The sequence below is a fragment of the Sphingobium sp. IP1 genome, from assembly GCF_002708645.1.
Taxonomy (GTDB): domain Bacteria; phylum Pseudomonadota; class Alphaproteobacteria; order Sphingomonadales; family Sphingomonadaceae; genus Sphingobium; species Sphingobium yanoikuyae.
The window spans coordinates 17,830-38,947 of record NZ_NOIW01000006.1 but is presented as its reverse complement, the minus strand read 5'-3'; the positions used below and the strand labels follow the sequence as shown (position 1 = coordinate 38,947).

The window sequence follows — 21,118 nt, the reverse complement described above, 5'->3', positions numbered from 1 at the left end:
CTTCTCCTTTACGTTAGCGTCAATCAGCCAATGTGCCCATTTCCACCGGCAGGCCAACCGCGTCAAGCTGGGGCTTCACCAATTTCGCATCGCCGACCACGACCCAGATCAGCCGATCGGGGTTGATCGCCTCGCGCGCGGCCTGATCCATCTGCGCCGCAGTGATCGCGCGATAGGTTGCCGGCAGGGTGGCATAATAGTCGTCAGGCCGGCCGAGCAGATTGTTGCGCATCATCGCCGAGAGCAGGTCGGACGAGGTTTCGAAGCTGCCGGGCAGCGACAGGATCTGGCCATTGATCGTCTGATCGCGCTCCGCCTGGGTCGTGCCCTTGCTGCTCAGGAAATCCTTGATGTCCTGGCGCGCGGCGATGATCGATTCGCCGGTCTTGTCGGTCTGGACCGGGGCGTAGACCAGCAGCGGGATCGTTTCCTTGACGCCGGGCATGCCGGTGCCCGCGCCATAGGCCCAGCCCTTCGCCTCACGCAGGTCCATGGTCAGGCGCGAGGTGGTGCTGCCGCCCAGCACCTCGTTCGCGGTGATGAGGGTGACCGGATTGTCGGTGCCCGCCTTGTTGGTGAGCTGGCCGGCGAGGATCATCGACTGCGGGCTTTGCGGCTTGTCGATAAGGACGATGCGCGACGGGCGCATCATGCGGTCCATGCGGAACAGCTTGGCGCCCTTGGCAATGGCCGGGGCCTTCCAGTCGCCGAATCGCTTTTCGAGCAGCGGCAGCAGTTCAGCGAGCGTCGTGTCGCCGGTCGCGAAGATGGTCGCATTGTCCGGGCGCATCCATGTGTCATGGAAGGCGACCAGATCGGCGCGCGTCACCGCCTTCACCCCGCTTTCGGTGCCCGAACCGGTGAAGGGAATGCCATAGGGATGGGCCTGACCATAGAGCATCGGCGGCAGCATGCGCTGGGCGATGGCCATGGGCTGGGTCTTTTCCGCGGCGATGCGGGTCAGCATCTGGCTGCGCAGCCGTTCCACTTCCTTAGGATCGAAGGCAGGGTTGCGGATGATGTCGGCGAGCAGGCCGAGCGAGGCGTCGAGATTGGGCTTGAGCGCATAGAGGCCGACATTGGTCGCATCCATGCTGTTGGCTGCGCTGATGCCGGCGCCCAGCCGTTCCTGCTCCTCGGAAATCTGCACCGAGTTGCGGCTGGTGGTGCCTTCGTCGAGCAGCGCGGTGGTGAGCGCGGCGGTGCCGAGCTTCTGCCGGTTGTCGGCGGCATTGCCCGCATCGAAGGCGACCGAGACCTTCACCACCGGCACGGTGGCGCGGCGCGAGAAGACGACCGACATGCCGTTGGAGAGCTTCGCGCGCTCGACCGGCGGGAAGACCAGATCCTTGACCGGCTCGATCGGCGGCTCGGCAACCTTGGTCGGCGGCGGGGGCGTGCCGGCCTTGGGCGCGGGGCCATTGGGATCGCGGAAATGGGCGGGATGCATGGTGGCGCTGCCCGAGGGCGCATTGCCGGCGAGCGCATTATCCTCGGCCGAGCGTTCGCCGGGCGACACGGTCAGGCGGAAGACCGGGCGGCCCAGCCATTTGCGCGCGGCGGCCGAGACGCTGGCGGGCGTTGCGGCGGCATAGATGGCGAGATCCTTCTTATATTTGCCCGGATCGTCGGAATAGACCGCGCCTTCGGCCAGGGTCACCGCCTTGCCGGAGAAGCCGCCGACCTTTTCGAGGCCGCCGATCGTGCCGGAGAGCTGCTGGGTCGCGGCGCGCAGCACCTCGTCCGCACTCGGCCCCTTGGCAAGATAGTCGGCGAGCAGCGCATCGAGCCGCTTGCCCACGGCGACCGGATCCTGGCCCGGCTTCACGTCGACGGTGATCTCGACCATCGACAGCTTCTCGAACGGCTGGATGCTGGCCTTGACCGCGACCGCCACCTTCTCATCGCGGACCAGCATATTGTCGAGGCGCGAGGAGCCGAGGCCACCGAACACCGAGAGGGCAAGGTCAAGCTGCTGCAGGTCGGGCGAATTGACGCCGGGGACGATCCAGTTGCGGTAGAGGCGGGTGGCAGCGACATTGTCGTGCATCACCTTTTCCACATCCTTGTCGAGCGTCGGCACGGTCGCGTCGACATCCTGCGGCGCGGGGCCGGAGGCGATGTTGCCGAACCATTTTTCGACCTTCGCCTTGGCGGTCGGCACGTCGATGTCACCGGCCAGCACCAGGGTGGCGTTGTTGGGGCCGTAGTGAGTCTTGAACCAGCTCTGGACGTCGGCCAGGCTGGCCGCGTTCAGATCCGCCATCGAGCCGATGGTCGAGTGGCGATAGGGATGGCCTTCGGGCAGCATGCCGGCGAGCTGGGCATATTCGACCAGGCCATAGGGCTCATTCTCGCCCATACGCTTTTCATTCTGGACGACGCCGCGCTGGGCATCGAGCTTGGTCTGGGTCACGGCGCCGAGCAGATGGCCCATGCGGTCGGATTCCAGGAACAGCGCGCGATCGAGCGCGCCGGTCGGCACCGTTTCGAAATAATTGGTGCGGTCGAACCAGGTCGTGCCGTTCCAGTCGGTGGCGCCGATATCCTCCAGACGGCCGAAGAAGGGACCGTCGGCATTTTCCGAGCCGTAGAACATCAGATGTTCGAACAGATGGGCAAAGCCGGTCTTGCCGGCGGGCTCGAAGCGCGAACCGACATGGTACCAGACCGAGACGGCGACGATCGGCGCCTTGCGATCGGTATGGACGATGACCCGCAGACCGTTGGGCAGGCGAAATTCCTGATAGGGGATGTCCACCGCCGAAACGAGGCTGGAGAGCGGCGCGGGCGCGGCGGCTGCGGTGGCCGGCGCGGCCTGCGCGGCGGAACCAAGCGGCGCGAGCGCAAGCGCGGACAGGCCGAGCATCAGGGGAAGCCGGCGGGACATGCGGGTAAGGATCATGAAGGCCTCTAGGACAGGAGGGCAGTCGATGCGGCCGGAACGAACTCCGCCGCGATGGCGCGCAGCATAGCGGGGCGTGATAGCGGCGCAATACGCATGATATCGACAAGCGGAGGCTGGACAGCGACGGGGCGCAGCGGCAAGTCTGCACGCCATCATCCATAGAGACGGAAAGTCCCCGATCCCATGAAACGCCTGGCCCTGCTGGCCGCCACCGCCGCCCTTGTGCTGCCCGCCGCGCTTCCAGCGTCCTCGGCCGCCCAGACCACCGCCCCTGCCCCGTCCGATACGCCGACCTTCTCGGCCGCCGCCGTGCGCGCCCATGTCGAATTCCTGGCCGACGATCTGCTGAAGGGCCGAGACACCGGCAGCGAAGGCCATGAAATTGCCGCCCGCTATGTCGCCAGCCAGTTCGATGGCCTCGGCCTCAAGCCCGCCGGCGACAATGGAAGCTGGCTGCAGCGCATCGGCTTCCAGAAGACCGAGCGCGCCAAGACGCCAGGCACGCTGACCGTCACCGGCCCGGCCGGCACCAAAAGCTTCACCCATGCCGGCGACGTGCTGATCGGCATGAACGCGGCCGAGCCCAAGCTGGACGTGTCGGCGCCGCTGGTATTCGTGGGCTATGGCCTGGAAACTGCGCGGCTCGGCCTCAACGACTATGCCGGGCTGGACGTGAAGGGGAAGATCGTCGTCACCCTGCGCGGCTATCCCAAGGGGCTGCCGAGCGAGGAAGGCGCGCATCTGTCCGCCACCAAGGGCAAGATCGCCGAGGCGCATGGCGCGATCGGCATGCTGTCCATCGGTACCCTCCAGTCGATGAAGGCCCGCCCCTGGAACCGCATGGTCCAGTTCGCCGACGAGCCCGACTTCACCTGGGTCTCGCCCGAGGGCGTGCCGTTCGACGCCGCCCCCGGCATCCGGGTCGGCGCCAGCCTGGACGACGCAGCAGCGCAGGCGGTGTTCGCCGGCGCACCGACCAGCATCGCCGCGATCCGCAAGATCGCCGACAAGGCCGGCGGCAAGCCTAAGGGCTTTGCGCTCAAGTCGACTGCCCAGATCCAGGTCGAAAGCGTCAGCGAGCGGGTGACCAGCCCCAATGTCGTCGCCATCCTGCCCGGCAGCGACCCCAAGCTTAGGCAAGAATATGTCGTCCTGTCGGCGCATCTCGACCATATCGGCATCAGCCCGGCAAAGCCGGGCGATCCGGCCGACAAGGACCGGATCAACAATGGCGCGCTGGACAATGGCGCCGGCATCGCGACCATGCTGGAAGTGGCGCGCGCCATGGCCCAGTCGCCCAACAAGCCGCGCCGGTCGATCGTCTTCCTGGCCTCCACCGGCGAGGAGAAGGGCCTGCTGGGCGCGGACTATTATGCCCGCCACCCCACCGTGCCGGGCAAGCAGATCGTCGGCAATGTCGACCTCGACATGCCGCTGCTGCTCTACCCCTTCACCGACGTGATCGCGTTCGGCGCCGACCATTCGACGCTGGGGCCGATCGTCGCCAAGGCGGTTGCGCCGATGGGGATCAAGCTGGCCGCCGACCCGATGCCGCAGGAAACCATCTTCGTGCGGTCGGACCATTATATGTTCGTGAAGCAGGGCGTGCCCGCCGTGTTCCTGGCGACCGGCTATGCCAATGGCGGCGAGAAGGCCTGGGGCGAATTTCTGAGCGGCGCCTATCACCATCCCGGTGATGACATGACGCAGAAGATCGACTGGGACGCCGGCGCCCGCTTTGCCGAGGCAAATTATCGCATTGCACGGGTTATGACCGATAGCGACACCCCGCCGCAATGGTACAAGGCGGACTTCTTCGGCGATCTGTTCGCACCGGAAGCGGCCAAGGCGCCCAAGCAGTAAGATAAATATGCAAGGGGCGCGGATTTTTTGCCCGCGCCCCTTGTGTGTCATTTTTGCAACATTACATCGCCAGCAATGCCTTGAAGGGGATGCTAATGAACCTCGAAAAATTCACCGACCGCGCCAAGGGTTTCCTCCAGTCGGCGCAGACCGTTGCGATCCGCATGAACCACCAGCGGATCAGCCCCGAACATCTGTTGAAGGCGCTGCTGGAAGATGAGCAGGGCATGGCATCGGGCCTGATCAAGGCGGCGGGCGGCGATGCCGCGACCGCGCTGCGCGAGACCGATGCCGCGCTGGCCAAGGTGCCGGCGGTATCGGGCAGCGGCGCGCAGCAGACGCCGGGCCTGGACAATGATGCCGTGCGCGTGCTCGATTCCGCCGAGCAGGTGGCGCAGAAGGCGGGCGACAGCTTCGTCACCGTCGAACGGCTGCTGCTGGCGCTGACGCTGGCGACGACCACGACAGCGGGCAAGACGTTGGCGACCGCCGGCGTGCGCGCCGAGGCGCTGAACGGCGCGATCAACCAGCTGCGCGGCGGCCGCACCGCCGATACGGCGGGCGCGGAAGACCGTTATGATGCGCTGAAGAAATTTGCGCGCGACCTGACCGATGCGGCCAAGGCCGGCAAGCTGGACCCGGTGATCGGCCGCGACGAGGAAATTCGCCGCACCATCCAGATCCTGGCGCGTCGGACCAAGAACAACCCGGTGCTGATCGGCGAGCCGGGCGTCGGCAAGACCGCGATCGCGGAAGGGCTGGCGCTGCGCATCGCCCATGGCGACGTGCCCGATACGCTGAAGGACCGCACCTTGATGGCGCTCGACATGGGCAGCCTGATCGCCGGCGCCAAATATCGCGGCGAGTTCGAGGAGCGCCTCAAGGGCGTGCTCGACGAGGTGAAGGGGGCGGACGGCCAGATCATCCTGTTCATCGACGAGATGCACACGCTGATCGGCGCGGGCAAATCCGAAGGCGCGATGGATGCCGGCAACCTGCTGAAGCCGGCGCTGGCACGGGGCGAGCTGCATTGCATCGGCGCGACCACACTCGACGAATATCGCAAATATGTCGAGAAGGATCCGGCCCTCCAGCGGCGGTTCCAGCCGGTGTTCGTCGGCGAGCCGACGGTCGAGGACACGATTTCGATCCTGCGCGGCATCAAGGACAAATATGAGGCGCATCATGGCGTGCGCATCGCCGACGGCGCGATCGTGGCGGCGGCGACCCTGTCCAACCGCTATATCACCGACCGTTTCCTGCCCGACAAGGCGATCGACCTGATGGACGAGGCGGCGAGCCGCATCCGCATGGAGGTGGAGAGCAAGCCCGAGGAAATCGAGAATCTCGACCGCCGGATCATGCAGCTGCAGATCGAGCGCGAGGCGCTGAAGAAGGAAAGCGACCAGGCGTCGAAGGACCGGCTGGCCAATCTGGAGACCGACCTCGCCAATCTGGAGCAGCAGTCGGCCGAGCTGACGACGCGCTGGCAGGCGGAGAAGGACAAGATCGCCAGCGAGGCCAAGCTGAAGGAGCAGCTCGACGCCGCGCGGCTCCAGCTGGAACAGGCGCAGCGCGGCGGCGACTATGGCAAGGCCGGCGAGCTGCAATATGGCACCATCCCGCAGCTGGAAAAGCAGCTGGCAGAAGCCCAGGGCGCGTCCAAGGGCGCGATGCTGCGCGAGGAAGTGACGGCCGAGGATATTGCCAGCGTCGTGTCGCGCTGGACCGGCATTCCGGTCGACCGGATGATGGAAGGCGAGCGCGAGAAGCTGCTGGCGATGGAAGCGGAACTGGGCAAGCGGGTGATCGGCCAGGCCGATGCCGTGCGCGCGGTGGCGACCGCCGTGCGCCGCAGCCGCGCGGGTCTGCAGGATCCGAACCGGCCGCTGGGCAGCTTCCTGTTCCTTGGCCCCACGGGCGTCGGCAAGACCGAGCTGACCAAGGCGCTGGCCGGTTTCCTGTTCGACGACGAGAGCGCGATGGTGCGCATCGACATGAGCGAGTTCATGGAGAAACACTCGGTCGCCCGACTGATCGGCGCGCCTCCGGGCTATGTCGGCTATGAGGAAGGTGGCGTGCTGACCGAGGCAGTGCGGCGCCGGCCCTATCAGGTCGTGCTGTTCGACGAGGTCGAGAAGGCGCATGGCGACGTGTTCAACATACTGCTGCAAGTGCTGGACGATGGCCGCCTGACCGATGGCCAGGGCCGCACCGTCGACTTCACCAACACGATCATCGTGCTGACGTCGAACCTGGGCAGCCAATATATTGCCGCCCAGCCCGACGACGAGCCGGTCGAGAAGGTCGAGGACCAGGTGATGGAGATGGTGCGCAGCCATTTCCGCCCCGAATTCCTCAACCGCCTGGACGAGATCATCCTGTTCCACCGTTTGGGGGCCGGCCATATGGCGCCGATCGTCGATATCCAGGTGGCGCGGGTGCAGAAGCTGCTGAAGGACCGCAAGGTGGTGCTGAACCTGACCGACGGCGCGCGCGCCTGGCTGGGCCGGGTCGGCTATGATCCGGTCTATGGCGCGCGACCATTGAAGCGGGCGGTGCAGCGTTACCTGCAGGATCCGCTGGCCGACCTGATCCTGCGCGGCGAGGTGCCGGACGGATCGACGGTGACGGTGGAAGATGGCGACGGCGCACTGAAGCTCAGCGTCGCATGACGACAAAGGTGGCGGATTTCGCGCTGGCCGATGGGATCGACATCGACCGGCTACGATCCGACTATCAGCGCGACGGGCATGCCCGCATCGGTCCCTTCCTGACCGATGCGGCGGCCCGCGCGCTGGCCGCGCATCTGGACACGCGCGAGGATTGGCGGATCGTCCTCAATTCGGACGAGAAACTGTTCGAGATCGATCGCCCGACAGCGCAATCGATGACGCCGCAGCAATGGGGCGCCCTGAACCAGGCGGTGCATGAAGCGGCCCGGCATGGCTTCCAGTTCCGCTATGGCAGCATTCGCGTGCCCGACGAGGAGCAGGCGCGTCGGCAGTCGTCCCATCTGCTCGACGCCTTTGTCCGCTTCATGACGGGGCCGGAAGTGCTGGCACTGGTCCGGGCGATCACCGGCAGCGAGGCGATCGGCTTCGCCGACGGGCAGGCAACCCGCTATGTCAGCGGCGATTTCCTGACCGGCCATGATGATGGGGTCGCGGGCAAGAATCGGCACGCCGCCTATGTCTTTGGCCTGACCGAGGGATGGCGGACCGAATGGGGCGGCTTGCTGATGTTCCATGGTGCCGATGGCAGCTTTTCCGGCCGGGCTCCGGCCTTCAACAGGCTCGATCTGTTCCGCGTGCCGCAATTGCACAGCGTCAGCTATGTCGCGCCTTCGGCGGGTGCGGCCCGGACGTCGGTGACCGGCTGGTTCCGGTCGGCGATGGGGTGAAGACGGCGACGGCGCACTGAGACCCAGTGTCGGCTAAGTCGGGCGCGCCGCGCGCCAGTTGGTCCTGAAAGGAGGGCGGCCCCGCAAGGGAGGGCCGCCCTTTTATATTATCTGGCTTAGAAGCTTGCCTTCGCGCCGATGCGGAAGGAGCGGCCCAGGATCGCCGACTCGCCAACCACCGGGTTGTAGAGATAGGCGCCATAGGTGGTCGCATCGATCGGCGGCTTGTTGTTGAAGACGTTCATGACGTTGGCATAAAGCTCGAACTGGTCGTTGACCTTGATCGTGCCCGTCATGTCGACGCTGATGAACGACTTCACGCGGCAGCCCTGATAGGCGTCGCCATCATAGTTGGTCGGCACCAGGCTGCAGTCGCCGGCGGTGCCGCCCTGATCCTCGGCCGAATAATTATAGCCATCGGTGTAATAGGCGGTCGCGCTGAGCGAGGCCTTGCCGAAGTCCAGCGTATTCTGCCAGCTGCCACGCCATTGCTGCGTGCCCGAACCGGCCGTCAGGTTGAAGTTGCCGAGCGTGTCGACATAATGTTCAACCGTCCCGTCGGGATATTCGGTGTTCAGCTTGATGACATAGGTCGCATCGATCGAGGTCGAGAAGGTGATGTTGTCGCTCAGGCGGAACTTGCCCATCGCGTTGAAATCGATACCCGACGTCTTGATCGTGTTGGCATTGATGAAGCTGCCCTGCACGAAGGCGATGCGGCGCTGCGAACCGGTATGTTCCTGATCGACTTCGTCCGGGATCACCGTCACGCCATCATAGGAGGTTTCCCCGGTTGCGTAATAGTTGGCGATCGCGTTCGAGAAGTTCACCGAGGTGATCGCGCCGGTCTTCTTGATATTATAATAGTCGACGCTGAACGACACATTGTTGAGCGGCTGGAAGGTCGCACCAAGCGTGATGTTGCGCGACTTTTCCGCCTTCAGGTTCGGGTTGCCTACCGTCGTCTGACCGATCGAATAGTTGGTCAGATAGGTGTTGGGACCGGTGCCGGCCGAGTTCAGATGCTGGTCGATGAATTCCTGCGGCATCGAACCGATCGACTGGGTGACATAGCCGGTGGTCGGCAGGGCGCCCATTTCCGCAAAGCTGGGGATGCGGAAACCCTTCGAGAAGGTGCCCCGGAACATCAGTTCGCGGATCGGCTTGAACTTCGCGCCGAACTTGGGCGAGAAATTGTCCTGACCGGTCGAATAATGGTCATAGCGACCCGCCGCCGTCAGTTCGAGCTGCTCGACGATCGGCGCGCTCAGTTCGAAATAGGCGGATTCGACGTCGCGATGGCCCTTGGCGCCGAAGGCGTTCAGGCGGAAATAGCGCTCGGTCTGACCATCATAGTCGGGATTGCCGCTGGGATTGTTGAGCGATTCATAACGCGCGGCGACGCCGACTGCGACCTGCAGCGGACCACCCGGCAGGTCGAACACTTCCTTCGAAATGCTGGCCTGGCCCTGATAGAGCTGGGTCTTGCTGTGGTTGATCTGGGTCGGGGTCAGATAGTCGAGCGTCTCCTGCGAGGTCGCCGACGGGTTCATGAAATTATACGAACCGTCCGCGATCACATCGAGCAGATGCTGGATATAGACATAGCCCTTGGCCGTGGTCTTCAGCTTCGAGACCATGGCGGTGCCATCGACCTGATAATGCCAGTCGTTGCCGAAATCGCCCTTGATGCCGGCAGCGGCGCGAAAGACCTGGCTGACCGATTCATTATATTCGGTGCTGGTCGGCAGGCGGCCGATGATGGCGGCTTCCTGACCCTGGGCGGCATAGGGGTTGTTCGGGTTCAGCGTGCCGTTGCTGGCGTCGCAGTTGGCGGTGCCGCGGGCGCAGACATAGACCGGCAGGCGCAGCAGGCCAGCGCCGGTCGAGGTCGAATAGGCCGAATAGTCGATGCCGGCCGGCGCATTGGCGCGAATGATCGAGGCAAGGCCGGTATAGGAGGACTTGCTGTTCTCATAGTTGAGTTCGAGATAGGCTTCGCCACTGTCGCCGACGATCTTGGTGAAGCGGCCCGAAATGCCCCAGCGCTGCTGTTCCGGCAGAACCTGGCTGTAGTCGTGGGTGATGTCCTGCTGGCAAACGGTATGCGGCGCAGTTGCATTGGCCGCATATTCCGCGTCGGTCAGCGTGTAGGGATTGAGGCTGCCGCAGCCGGCAGCGGCGTTCAGCAGCTCGTAACGGCCAGTGCCTGCGCCGGTGGCGGCATCGAACGGACGGACCATGAAGACATTGGTCGCGGTCGACAGGCCGGTGAAGCCGATGCTGGGGTCGACGCCATTGGCCATGTTGTTGGGACCGCAGACGCCGTCATGACAGATGCCCGACAGGTCGTCGCTGTTGTAGGGATAGCCCAGGTCCTTGTTATAGACCGCAGCGCTCTTGAGATAATGGGCGCTGACATAGGCGTTGAAGCCCTGCTCGGCGAGGTCGCCATAGCCATAGGTGGCCGACAGGCGCTGGTTGGCGCCATAGCCCTTTTCGGCGACGCCGGCTTCGGCCTGAAGGTGCAGGCCCTTCACTTCGCGCTTGGTGATGATGTTGACCACGCCCGCAACCGCGTCGGCGCCATAGGTGGCGGACGCGCCGTCCTTCACCACTTCGACCCGATCGACGATGGCATCGGGGATGGTGTTGAGATCGACGAAGTTGCGCGTGCCGTCATCGGCCAGCGGATAATAAGCGGCGCGCAGGCCGTCGAACAGCACCAGCGTCGAGGAGGTGGACAGGCCGCGCAGCGAGACCGCCGACGCACCACCGGCAAAGGCGCCATTGGCCGAGAAGCCGTTGGTCAGTGCCGGGCCGTTATTGGCCGACAGATTCTGGATACCTTGCTGGACCGTGGTGATGCCGCGGATCGCCAGATCTTCCGACGACACGGTGGTGATCGGCGAGATGGTTTCCTTGTCGATGCGGCGCAGCAGCGAGCCGGTCACGACGATCGTGTCGTTCGCGCCATCATCGGCCTGGGGGGCGGCATCCTGAGCATGGAGGGGCGCCTGGAACAGCGCGGTGGCGAGAATGACGGGCGCGACTCCGGCCCGCAAGAATGCGGCAATCGATGCGTTCTTCAAATTTCCAGTCCCTTATCTGGAGCGGCAGATTTGTCTGCCTGCTGTGACCAGTGCGACCCTGCGGAACCACAAGGCGGGGCATGGGTGCGCCCCATGGAACCGGCTGTAAACCCGGTTGCGTTACGAAACGTTACGATTTTTACAAATGTGCAACATTACAGCAACACCATTACGGTGTTGAAACTAAATGAAATTCTGTGGAATGGCGGCGGCGCGAGCGCTCCAAAACCCCCAGATTATCGGTATTTTTGTGCAACTGGATGAGACGATCGACGGCTAGAACCATCGATTGCGTAGTTATGTTACCAAGCTCTACCGCAAAAATTGTCGCGCCAGAAACTGTTCTAGGCAGAGGAGATAATCGCAGACGATAGAGGATAAATGACGAGCAAACACGAAAACGGGAGCGTGCGCCAATGGCATCCGCTCCCGTCGATCAAATGCAAATCGTCGCTTTCACCTATGATGGGCGACGGACACTCTTATCCATTGGGATTCATGCCGGCCCGGCTACGGGTGATCATATCATCTGCGTCCCGATTTTGCTGCTCGCTGATCGCCCGCCACTCGGCATTAGTCTTGCAGACACGCTCCTTGCGCACCAGCGAGCCCGTGACCTCCAGACGGCGGCAACGCACGGCATTTGGATCATTCCGATCTAGCTTCGCGTCCGCCGCAGGGGCCTGCGCATCCACGACGACGCTGCTGCCGAGCAGCGTCAGCCCCAGGGTCAGTTGAACCAAAAACACCTTCATGATGAAACTCCAGCCATCGGTTCGGTCGAACCGAAATCCATGCAATAATCCTGATATAAATGCCGCATCACAGCAAGTCACAACTGCGTTGCGCGTCCTTATTCCGGCGGCCGATGCGAACTCTGATCTGCAGCTGCATAATAGCGAGCCAACAATTGTTGCTCCAGCGGCGTAAGATGCGGATTCCAAACGTCAAATATCAGGACAGCCCGCAGGGCGTCACTTTCATTCCACGCTTCATGCTCGATCGTATCGTCAAACGCAAAGGCTTCGCCCTCGACCCAGGCGCGGGTTTCACCACCAACACGGAAGCGGCAACCGGGCGGCACGATCAGCGGCAGATGGATGATCGTGCGGATATTGGTGACGCCGGTATGCGCCGGAATATGAGCATGCGGCCGCAGCAGCGAGAAAAAGGCCGAAGGGGCACGTCCATCGATGTCGCTGCGCGGCAGCGACTCCAGGATGGCGGCCGTTTCCGGGCATAAATCGCAGACCGCATCATTGCGACGACCATATTCCCACAGGAAACAGGCACCCCAGTCAAGCGACTGGTCCAGTGCCGTCCATTTGTTCGTCGGCGTTCCATCTTCCAGCCGGACATAAGGGCGGAGCAGGTCATCGCCATTTTCAAGCAGGTTGAGCAGTTCGGCGCGGATCGCATCGGTTTTCGCCTCAAGCTGCGCCATCCATGGGAAGTGAGAGCGGTCGAAAAATTCATCGGCTGGCAGAAACGGAAAATGAAGACCCGAACATTCATTATGATAGATGCGCCGACGCCCCAGCAGCCGGTCCATGCCCGCCTGGAACCGTCGTGTCTCGGCAGGATCAAGCCCATCCATAGCCGGCTGAAGCGCGGCATCCATTTCTTGCGCGAAACCCGACATCCGCTGTGCAACGAAGCTGCGGGCTTCGGCCAAACGATCAGCCAAGGCTGGCGGCAGATCGTCATAAGCCGACGCCAGTGCAAGGACGTTGCCCCAGCGCTGAGTCGCAGCCGCCAACTCTCCTGCCCGCTCCTCCCATTCCGCCAGCCTTAGCTGGGCCATAAAATGAGTCTGGTCGAGCGTGACCACCTGTGCCAGCGCCCGCCGTTCGCCATCGCTGTTCCCCGCACCGCGGGCCGCCGTCGCAAGATTCATCCACAGCGCCGGCTCCTTCGGATCAAGCTGCGCCGCCCGCTCGAAAAAGCCAAAAGCTTCTTTAGCTTGCCCCATTGTAAGGGCCAGCATGCCACGCCGATTGAGCAGTTGCGGCGAACTGTCTGCCTGCCGCAATGCGGCGTCCAACTGCCGCGCTTCCTCGGCGCGATCCCCCCGGCTGCGCGCACCATCGGCAGCGCGCAAATAGTCTTCCACCATTGTCGTCATCATCATTCCCCCTGCACCGAAACTGCCCAAGGGCCGGCCATCCGGCAACCCGAAATCGGCGGTCGGACGCTTGTCGTTCCGAGGGGAGCATGCGATGGCTGCGGCAATGAATGACAAGGTCACCGACATGGGCGCGATCGCCCGCAATCCGGCCTGGCTGGCGCACCGTTACGATGAACGACAGGACCGGCTTCATCTGATCCATGTGGACCGCGAACAACGCGCGTCCGCAACGTTCCTGACCGACGAATATCTGAAACCCGATCCACCATTGGTGGTTACCCGCAGCGCAATGCTGGCTGAGGCGCGCGCTCCGGCGCCGATACATTTTATCTTTCACTCGGCCTATTGCTGCTCCACGCTACTCGCACGCGCGCTGGATCGACCGGGCGTGGCTTCGACGCTTAAGGAACCCGTTCTGTTGAACGACATGGTCGGCTGGCGCCATCGGGGCGGCACGGGACGGCAGATCGCGATGGTGATGGATCAGGGGCTGGGCCTGCTTGCCCGTCCGTTCGTGGCCGGCGAAGCCATGATCATCAAACCCTCCAACCTCGTCAACGGGTTGATCCCGGCGATGATGGCGATGAAGCCGGATGCCAAGGGATTATTGCTCTACGCGCCGCTGGAACAATATCTCTCCTCCATCGCCCGCAAGGGACTGTGGAGCCGCCGCTGGGCGCGGGAATTGCTGATCAAGCAGATACGCGACGGCGCCATACCCTTCGGCTTTGAACAGAGCGACTATCTGGAACTGACCGACCTGCAGGTGGCTGCAGTGGGATGGCTGGCCCAGAAGGCGCAATTTGCCGCACTGCTGCAGTCACTCGGCCCTGATCGTGTGCGATCCCTGGACAGCGACCGGCTGATGGCTGACCCGGCCGGCAGCATGACGGAACTGATCCGCCATTTCCGCCTGTCGACCGACGACGGCGGGATCGATGCGATATTGGCCGGCCCCGCCTTCACCACCGACAGCAAGACGGGCAACGCCTTTGGCAGCGAACGGCGCAGCGACGACAAAAGGCAGGCGATCGCCGCCCATGGCGAGGAGATCGCGATGGTGCTGCGCTGGGCCGAGGAACTGGCGACGCGGTTTGAAGTACCGATGCAACTGGACCATGGCCTGACCGGATAAGGCGAACCCGCCGGCCCAGCGCCGACGCAATATCGATTGGACAATAAAAAAGAGGCGGATCCTGCGATCCGCCTCTCTTTTTGTTCAGATGGTTCCGATCAGGATCAGAACTTCATCTTCGCGCTGACGGCGAAGCGACGGCCCAGAGCGTCATAGGTCGACGGATAGGTGTTGCCGCTGTTGTAGGCGGTCGAACCAACCGAACCACCCAGGATCGGGGGCTTCTTGTCGAACATGTTCATGACGGTGAAGGTCAGGGTCACGTTATCCGACACGGCGGCGCGGGCCGTCAGGTCGAAATAGTCATAAGCCTTGATCTTGCGGAACTGCGAGTCAACCACGCAGCCATCCGGATCCGCACCGGCCGGGTCTTCGCAACCCGAGTCCAGACCGGCCTGGATATCGTCAGCCAGCTGCTGCGGCTCGAACTTCACATTGTCGATATGGCGCCACAGGAGCGACAGGTCGACATCACCGAAGGTGAAGGTCGTGCGCTGCGACCAGGAGAACTTCGGCTGGATCGAGGCGCAGTTGACCGAATAGTAGCCAACGCAGTCACGGCTCGCCGATTCCGGGCTCGACTGGAAGGTCGAGCTGTTCGTCCAGTTGCCGTTGAACGACAGGTTCAGCGTCGCGAAGTTGAACTCATGCTTGTAGTTCAGCGACAGATCGATGCCGTCGGTCTTCAGGCGGCCCAGGTTCGACAGCGGCATGTACAGGCCGGTCGCAACCAGACCGTTCATGCTGCCATCTTCACCGCGACCGATGTTCAGACAGGCGGCGCTCGAGGCGCTGGCTGCGGTGACGTTGCCGAAGCAAGCGTCCATCACGTCGCCCGGAGTCGGGGTGGTGATCGCGTCCTTCACCTTGATGTTATAATAGTCGATGGTGGCGTTGAAGCCCGGCAGGAAGGTCGGCGTGAAGGTGGCGCCAACGCCCCAGCTGTCCGAAGTTTCCGGCTTGAGGTTCAGGTTGCCGCCGCTCAGGTTGTTCACCTGCGCAGCCGACGGCTGCTCGATCAGACCGATGGTCGAAGCAGGCGCGCCCTGAGCGATACAGATCGCCGTCAGGTTGGCATTGCCGACCGGGTTGGTACCGGCGCAGGGGTCGGAGGCCAGGTTGGTCAGGCCGATGGTCTGCGGGGTGAACAGTTCCGAAACGTTCGGCGCACGGACGGCGCGCGAATAGTTGCCACGGAACTTCAGGTCAGCGACCGGAGCCCAGCTACCTTCGAACTTGTAGGTCCAGGTGTCGTAGCTCGGGCTGCTCGGCGCGTCGACCGAGTAGCTGGAGTAGCGAACGCCAGCGCCGACCGACAGCAGCTTCGCGAAGGGACGGTCTTCGATCAGCGGGGCAATCAGTTCGCCATAGGCTTCATAGACGTCGAAGCCACCGTCGACGTTCGGCTGGGCACCGCCAGCACCGCCCAGATCGTTCGCCTGCGACAGCAGGTCGGATTCGATCGACGCGGTATACTTGCGATATTCGCCACCGACGGCGAAGCCGATCGGGTTCGACGCCAGCGGCGAGGTCACGCCGAAGTCACCGCTCAGGGTGGCGTGCGCCTGGGCCAGGGTGGTCTTGGTGGTGATCTGGCTGTTGGCAGTCAGATAGTCGACCATGTCCTGCGTGATCGAACCGGTCGGGCCGAAGATGTTCAGCGGAACGCACGTATCCGACCCGTCAAGGCAGGTGGTGGTGTTGGTCGCCAGCAGCGCGTTACGAACGCGCGAGTTGAGCGTGTAGCCCTTCTGCGTCTGAACCTGCTCCGATTCGCCATAGGAGCCACCGACGTCCCAGCTCAGGTGCGAGCCGATGTCGCCCTGGAAGCCCAGTGCATAGTCAAAGAAGGTGGTCTTGAATTCCGAGATACGCGGACCAGCTTCGACCGCACGACGCGACAGCGTGGTGCTGAAGGTACGGTAGTTCGGATCGTTCGGATCCGTTGCAGCGGCAGCAGCCGAGCACTGCGCGGCGGTCAGGCCATTGCCGTTACAGAACTGGTTGCGGATGCCATCAGTCAGATAAGGGTTGCTGTAGGGAACCACGACCGAAAGGCCAAAGGCGCCCGACGGAGCGATGATGGTGTTGACCGTGTTCTTCGAGAACATGCCCCGGGTGTAGGCCTTGACCGAGTCGCTGATCTCGTAATTGGCCTGACCGAACATGTTGAAACGCTTAAACGGCGTCTGGAAGATGTTGTACGGGTTGAAGTTGTAGCGCGAGTAGGTCGGAACCAGCGAGCTGCCGTCCGGAGAAACCTGCAGCGTACCGCTGCCCGGCACGGTCATGCGCGAAGGCGTGGCAGTGCCCGAACCCTGGCACGAGATACACTCTGCAAGATAGGATTCCAGATAGGTGTTCGAGAAGGAACGGTCGCCCTGATAGACAGGATCGACTTCCTGATAACCGATGCTGAACACGGCATTACCGCGACCATCATCGAAGTTCGCACCCATGGTGACGTCGGCGCGGAAGGTGTTGCCGTCGCCCTGTTCGGTCAGCTGTTCCGAAACGTTCGCTTCGAAGCCCGAGAAGTCCTTCTTCAGGATGAAGTTGGCTACACCGGCGATGGCGTCAGCGCCATAGGTGGTCGATGCACCACCGGTCAGCACGTCGACGCGCTCAACGAGAGCCAGCGGAACGTTGTTAAGATCGAAAACGCCGCCCAGGCCGTAAGGCACCATGCGACGGCCGTCGATCAGGACAAGGTTGCGGTTCGAGCCCAGGCCACGAAGATCGAGGGTCGATGCACCGCCGTTGCCGTTGTTCACGGCCGAACCGATGCTGGGAACGACGCCCGGAATTTCACGGAGCAACTGTTCAGCGTTGCTGCTCTGCTTCAGTTCGATTTCGTCCGACGTGGTCGCCAGGACCGGCGTCGACTGGGCCAGGTTCGGATTCTTGATCAGCGAGCCGGTGACGATGATGGTGTCGGCGGCTTCCGCATCGGCAGCCTGCGGCGCATCCTGCGCGAACGCGGCCGTCGCGATCAGCGACGCACCGAGGATCGCCGGAGCGGCGCTGGCACGCAGCAGTGCCCTCTTCGAAAATGTCTTCACGTTTCCAGTCCCTTGCTCTGGAGTTGGGCAGTCACCTGCCTTCATGTGTACCTACAAGGGGATATGGTGCCCGACAGCGATCCCCCCGTATGGATTGGCGGAACCTGCGCGGTGGGAAAGCCGCTGTAAAGCGCGGGAAATCGCACTTTGCCGCTTTTGGACAGGGCTGTATCAAAAATGCAACAAGGCGCAACACACGCAATTTTACGCTCGCAAAGCAAGATAATTTCACGGTTATTGAAATGATTGCAGCAATGCTGCATTTGCGAGCAAATCAGCGGGCATAATATGACCCAGAGCCCATCACCGCTACACCGACCCGACCGCCCTTGACCTTCTTTCAGGCCGGTGCATGCTGCGGTCCTAATCCGGCGAGCGAGAAAGAATCATGCCCATCAAGGCCATTTCAAGCCTATTTCTTACCCTTTCCCTTTGCCTGGCGACAACCCAAAGCATCGCCGCCCCTCGCCAGCAGCCCAAGCCCGAAATTTTCACCGACCTTCTGAAATGTCGTGAAATCACGGACGACAAAACGCGCCTGGCCTGCTTCGATCGGCAGGTTGCCGCGATGGATGGTGCCGCGCAGCGCGACGAGGTGGTCGTGCTCGACAAGAGCGAACTGACCAAGACCCGACGCACGCTGTTCGGCTTCTCCTTCCCCAAATTGCCGTTCCTGGGGGGCGATGATGACAAGACGGACACGCCCGAGGCCGAAGGCCTGTCGCAGATCGAGGCGAAAATCTCAGCGGTGAAGAGCATGGGCTATGGCAAATGGCTGATCACCCTGGAGGATGGCGCGCAGTGGATGACCACCGAAGCCGTTACCGGCCGCGATCCGAAGCCCGGCATGACGATCGAAATCAAGCGCGGGGCGATCGGCAGCTTCCTTGGCAAGGTCGAGGGCGGACGCGCCGTGCGGCTCAAGCGGGTCGGCTGATCCCTATCGCGGTTGCGGCATCGGCCCGGCGAGCAGCAGCGGGTCGATGCGCGCGTCGTTCCATTTCATGCCCCAGTGAAGATGGGGTCCGGTGGCGCGCCCTGTGGCGCCGATCGCGCCGATGCGTTGCCCCTGTGCCACATGGTCGCCGGGCTTCACGTCGATCCGCGACAGATGCAGGAAGGCGCTGTTGAGGCCATGGCCATGGTCGATCATCAGCAGATTGCCCTCCAGCGTGAAGGGATGATCGGCGGCCAGGATCACCACCCCGTCCGCCGGCGCCACCACCGGCTCGCCGGTCGCGCCGGCAACATCGACGCCGCCATGATAGGCGCCCGGCTGCCCCTGATAGATGCGCTGCGATCCGAACAGGCCGGAAATCCGGCCGAGGCGCGGCCAGATGAAGGTCTGGCGCCAGCCCTGCGCGTCCGTCACCTTGTCGCGCGCAGCGGCGATCTGCTCCAGTTCGGGCTTGCGCAGGGCGAGGAAGGCCTCGCTGCTTTTGGTCGGGCGGAGCGGCACGTTGATCCGTTCCAGCCGCCATTCGCGCGGTGCGACGATGAGGGCACGATCGATCACCCGGCCATCCGACAGGCGCGCGCTGAGCTTCGCCGGCGGCGGCGCGTCGCGATCGAAGGCGATCAGGAAGCGGCCATCGGCATCGACCGGCACCAGTTGATCGCCAAAATGCAGCGCGACCGTGCCGGCCGGCGCGGTGCCGAGCAAAGTGCCGCCCTGGATCGCCGGGCCGGACAGGATGAAATCGGGTCCAGCCACCACAGCCGGCGCCGCGCGCAGCATCGCCGGGGCAAGCGGCAGCGCAGCGACCGCCAGCAAAACAGCAGCGCGACGGATCATCCGGCCGGGCGCGCCTTCAATTCCGCCTCGACCGACAAAGCGGCGCTGGCATAGGGCTCCTGTCGGGCGATCGACCAGTAGCGCAGATCCTCCAGCGGGATGCGCTGGCCGGACACGGCGCACAGCACATGGTCGCCGGCCTGCAGCACGCGAAAGCTGTAAGGCATATAATGCAGCCGGGCCGGGCGGTCGCGGTTGGACATCAACATGAATCAGGCCTTTCTGCGGCGCATCAGGAAAAGAGATCCTGCTGGCCGCCTTCGACGGTGTCGCGCGGCTTGCGCGCGGGACGGGATGGGGCGGATATAGCGGGCGCGGGCGCTGCCTCAAGGGGCGCGGCGGTGTCGATCGCGGCGGCCACGGCGCCATCGGCGAAGTGCAGGCTGACCTGGCCTGCGGCCTGTGCATCGGTGACCGAGCGGATCAACCGATCGCCCGCCATCACCCGAGCAAAGCCGCGCTGCAACGGCAGATCGGGATTGACCGAGGTGAAGAGGCGCGAGAGGCGATCGAAGGCGGTGGCGCGGTCACGATAGACGCGGGTCAGATAGTCGGGGCGCAGCCGCAGCCGGTCGACCCGCTCGGCCGCGCGGCTGACATATTGGCGCAGCAAGGCCGGCCGCAGCGCGCCACTGACCTGGCCCAGATGGGCGCGGGCATCGACCAGCCGGTGGCGCAGGCCGCTGTTGAGGCCGTCGGACAGCAGGTCGAGCCGCTGCCGCTGCGGCGCGAGCAACGTGTCGGGCGTCGGCATCAGCCGCGCCTGCATCTCCAGCCGCTCGCGTGCCTGCATCGCCCCGCGCCGCACCGCCCGGCCCGAGCGCAGGCCCATTTCACCCAGCATCGCCAGCAGTTCGGCGCGGACCGGCACCGCCATTTCAGCGGCGGCCGTCGGCGTGGGCGCACGCATGTCGGCGGCATAGTCGCACAAGGTCGTGTCGGTTTCATGCCCGACCGCCGAAATGGTCGGGATCGAGCATTCGGCGACCGCGCGGACGACGATTTCCTCGTTGAAGCTCCACAAATCCTCGATCGAGCCACCACCGCGCGCGACGATGACGAGATCGGGCCGGGGCAGCGGGCCGCTGCCGTCCATGGCGGAAAAGCCGCGCACGGCGCGGGCGATCTGTTCGGCTGCGCCCTGCCCCTGGACCAGCACCGGCCAGAGCAGCACCTGGGTCGGGCAGCGATCGGCCAGACGGTGGAGAATGTCGCGGATCACAGCACCAGTGGGCGAAGTGACGACGCCGATGGTGCGCGGCAGGAAGGGCAGGCGGCGCTTGCGGTCGCGGTTGAACAGCCCTTCGGCCGCCAGCTTGGCCTTGAGCTTTTCGAGCAGCGCCATCAGCGCGCCTTCGCCCGCCAGCTCCATCCGGTCGATCACGATCTGATATTTGGACCGGCCGGGATAGGTGGTGAGCTTGCCGGTGGCGATCACCTCCACCCCGTCCTGCGGCTGGAAGGCGAGCCGCTGAGCCCCGCCCTTCCACATCACCCCGTCGAGCACGGCATTGTCGTCCTTGAGCGCCAGATAGAGATGGCCCGAGGCCGCGCGCTTGAAGCCGGAAATCTCGCCGCGCAGGCGGACATGGCCGAAGCGATCCTCGACCGTGCGCTTCAACAGGCCCGACAATTCGCTGACACTGAGCGGCGGCGCGTTGTCCCCCGCCCTTTCCTCGGCTAACAGGCGGCCCGAACTGTCATAGGCATCAAATTCCGGGGACATGGCCGA

At 63.8% G+C, this 21,118-nt stretch carries 13 protein-coding genes; 5 read left to right on the top strand and 8 right to left on the bottom strand.

The annotated features are described in order from the left end of the window. Positions 1–19 precede the first annotated feature (19 nt). Positions 20–2,905 (bottom strand): pitrilysin family protein, encoded by a 2,886-nt coding sequence (locus CG471_RS03160; protein WP_099230568.1) that lies wholly within the window; start codon positions 2,903–2,905, stop codon positions 20–22. 186 nt (positions 2,906–3,091) lie between these two features. On the opposite strand from CG471_RS03160, the gene CG471_RS03155 reads away from it, so the two are divergent. The 3 genes from CG471_RS03155 to CG471_RS03145 all read left to right on the top strand — a co-directional run bounded on the left by CG471_RS03155 (position 3,092) and on the right by CG471_RS03145 (position 8,174). Then, the gene (locus tag CG471_RS03155) at positions 3,092–4,771 is read left to right on the top strand and encodes a M28 family metallopeptidase (RefSeq protein ID WP_099230566.1); all 1,680 of its coding nucleotides are present in this window, start codon (positions 3,092–3,094) and stop codon (positions 4,769–4,771) included. A gap of 95 nt (positions 4,772–4,866) precedes the next feature. Continuing rightward, on the top strand, positions 4,867–7,446 hold the full coding sequence (gene clpB / locus CG471_RS03150) for an ATP-dependent chaperone ClpB (RefSeq protein WP_099230564.1): 2,580 nt from the start codon (positions 4,867–4,869) through the stop codon (positions 7,444–7,446). After that, positions 7,443–8,174 carry a 2OG-Fe(II) oxygenase family protein gene (locus tag CG471_RS03145; RefSeq protein ID WP_099230562.1) on the top strand — a complete coding sequence of 244 codons (732 nt, stop codon included), beginning with the start codon at positions 7,443–7,445 and terminating at the stop codon, positions 8,172–8,174. The genes clpB and CG471_RS03145 overlap by 4 nt, the downstream gene beginning before the upstream one ends. Before the next feature lie 116 nt (positions 8,175–8,290). Here the strand turns inward: CG471_RS03145 and CG471_RS03140 are convergent, their stop codons facing one another. The 3 genes from CG471_RS03140 to CG471_RS03130 form a co-directional block, all read right to left on the bottom strand. Then, entirely contained in the window at positions 8,291–11,266 is a 2,976-nt protein-coding gene (locus CG471_RS03140) for a TonB-dependent siderophore receptor (protein ID WP_099230560.1), read from the bottom strand. A 482-nt stretch (positions 11,267–11,748) separates the two neighbouring features. Continuing rightward, a complete protein-coding gene (locus CG471_RS03135) occupies positions 11,749–12,021 on the bottom strand; it encodes a hypothetical protein (RefSeq protein WP_004209319.1) in 273 nt (90 codons plus the stop codon). Between the two features lie 98 nt (positions 12,022–12,119). Then, positions 12,120–13,394, bottom strand: a complete 1,275-nt coding sequence (locus tag CG471_RS03130) for an aspartyl/asparaginyl beta-hydroxylase domain-containing protein (RefSeq protein ID WP_218964229.1) — start codon at positions 13,392–13,394, stop codon at positions 12,120–12,122. Between the two features lie 103 nt (positions 13,395–13,497). On the opposite strand from CG471_RS03130, the gene CG471_RS03125 reads away from it, so the two are divergent. Further along, positions 13,498–14,529: a hypothetical protein gene (locus CG471_RS03125; RefSeq protein WP_099230556.1), complete on the top strand. Its 1,032-nt coding sequence runs from the start codon at positions 13,498–13,500 to the stop codon at positions 14,527–14,529. 104 nt (positions 14,530–14,633) lie between these two features. On the opposite strand, the gene CG471_RS03120 is transcribed toward CG471_RS03125, so the two are convergent. Further along, on the bottom strand, positions 14,634–17,591 hold the full coding sequence (locus CG471_RS03120) for a TonB-dependent receptor (RefSeq protein ID WP_099230554.1): 2,958 nt from the start codon (positions 17,589–17,591) through the stop codon (positions 14,634–14,636). 388 nt (positions 17,592–17,979) lie between these two features. Between CG471_RS03120 and CG471_RS03115 the strand changes: the two genes are divergently transcribed. Further along, complete coding sequence (locus CG471_RS03115; protein ID WP_099230552.1) at positions 17,980–18,528, top strand: hypothetical protein; 549 nt, start codon at positions 17,980–17,982, stop codon at positions 18,526–18,528. Positions 18,529–18,531: 3 nt separating this feature from the next. Here the strand turns inward: CG471_RS03115 and CG471_RS03110 are convergent, their stop codons facing one another. Genes CG471_RS03110 through xseA form a run of 3 tightly spaced genes read right to left on the bottom strand, consistent with a single transcriptional unit; the run spans position 18,532 to position 21,112 of the window. Next, positions 18,532–19,386: a M23 family metallopeptidase gene (locus CG471_RS03110; protein WP_099230550.1), complete on the bottom strand. Its 855-nt coding sequence runs from the start codon at positions 19,384–19,386 to the stop codon at positions 18,532–18,534. Then, the gene (locus CG471_RS03105; protein ID WP_037508030.1) at positions 19,383–19,595 is read right to left on the bottom strand and encodes a DUF2093 domain-containing protein; all 213 of its coding nucleotides are present in this window, start codon (positions 19,593–19,595) and stop codon (positions 19,383–19,385) included. The genes CG471_RS03110 and CG471_RS03105 overlap by 4 nt, the downstream gene beginning before the upstream one ends. Positions 19,596–19,618: 23 nt before the next feature. Continuing rightward, complete coding sequence (xseA, locus tag CG471_RS03100; protein ID WP_099230548.1) at positions 19,619–21,112, bottom strand: exodeoxyribonuclease VII large subunit; 1,494 nt, start codon at positions 21,110–21,112, stop codon at positions 19,619–19,621. Positions 21,113–21,118 lie beyond the last annotated feature (6 nt).

What these genes read in the sequence shown, in the direction of transcription:
- CG471_RS03160 (WP_099230568.1), bottom strand. Translation starts at nt 2,905, where the DNA reads ATGATCCTTACCCGCATGTCCCGCCGGCTTCCCCTGATGCTCGGCCTG.
- CG471_RS03155 (WP_099230566.1), top strand. Translation starts at nt 3,092, where the DNA reads ATGAAACGCCTGGCCCTGCTGGCCGCCACCGCCGCCCTTGTGCTGCCC.
- clpB (WP_099230564.1), top strand. Translation starts at nt 4,867, where the DNA reads ATGAACCTCGAAAAATTCACCGACCGCGCCAAGGGTTTCCTCCAGTCG.
- CG471_RS03145 (WP_099230562.1), top strand. Translation starts at nt 7,443, where the DNA reads ATGACGACAAAGGTGGCGGATTTCGCGCTGGCCGATGGGATCGACATC.
- CG471_RS03135 (WP_004209319.1), bottom strand. Translation starts at nt 12,021, where the DNA reads ATGAAGGTGTTTTTGGTTCAACTGACCCTGGGGCTGACGCTGCTCGGC.
- CG471_RS03130 (WP_218964229.1), bottom strand. Translation starts at nt 13,394, where the DNA reads ATGATGACGACAATGGTGGAAGACTATTTGCGCGCTGCCGATGGTGCG.
- CG471_RS03125 (WP_099230556.1), top strand. Translation starts at nt 13,498, where the DNA reads ATGAATGACAAGGTCACCGACATGGGCGCGATCGCCCGCAATCCGGCC.
- CG471_RS03115 (WP_099230552.1), top strand. Translation starts at nt 17,980, where the DNA reads ATGCCCATCAAGGCCATTTCAAGCCTATTTCTTACCCTTTCCCTTTGC.
- CG471_RS03110 (WP_099230550.1), bottom strand. Translation starts at nt 19,386, where the DNA reads ATGATCCGTCGCGCTGCTGTTTTGCTGGCGGTCGCTGCGCTGCCGCTT.
- CG471_RS03105 (WP_037508030.1), bottom strand. Translation starts at nt 19,595, where the DNA reads ATGTTGATGTCCAACCGCGACCGCCCGGCCCGGCTGCATTATATGCCT.
- xseA (WP_099230548.1), bottom strand. Translation starts at nt 21,112, where the DNA reads ATGTCCCCGGAATTTGATGCCTATGACAGTTCGGGCCGCCTGTTAGCC.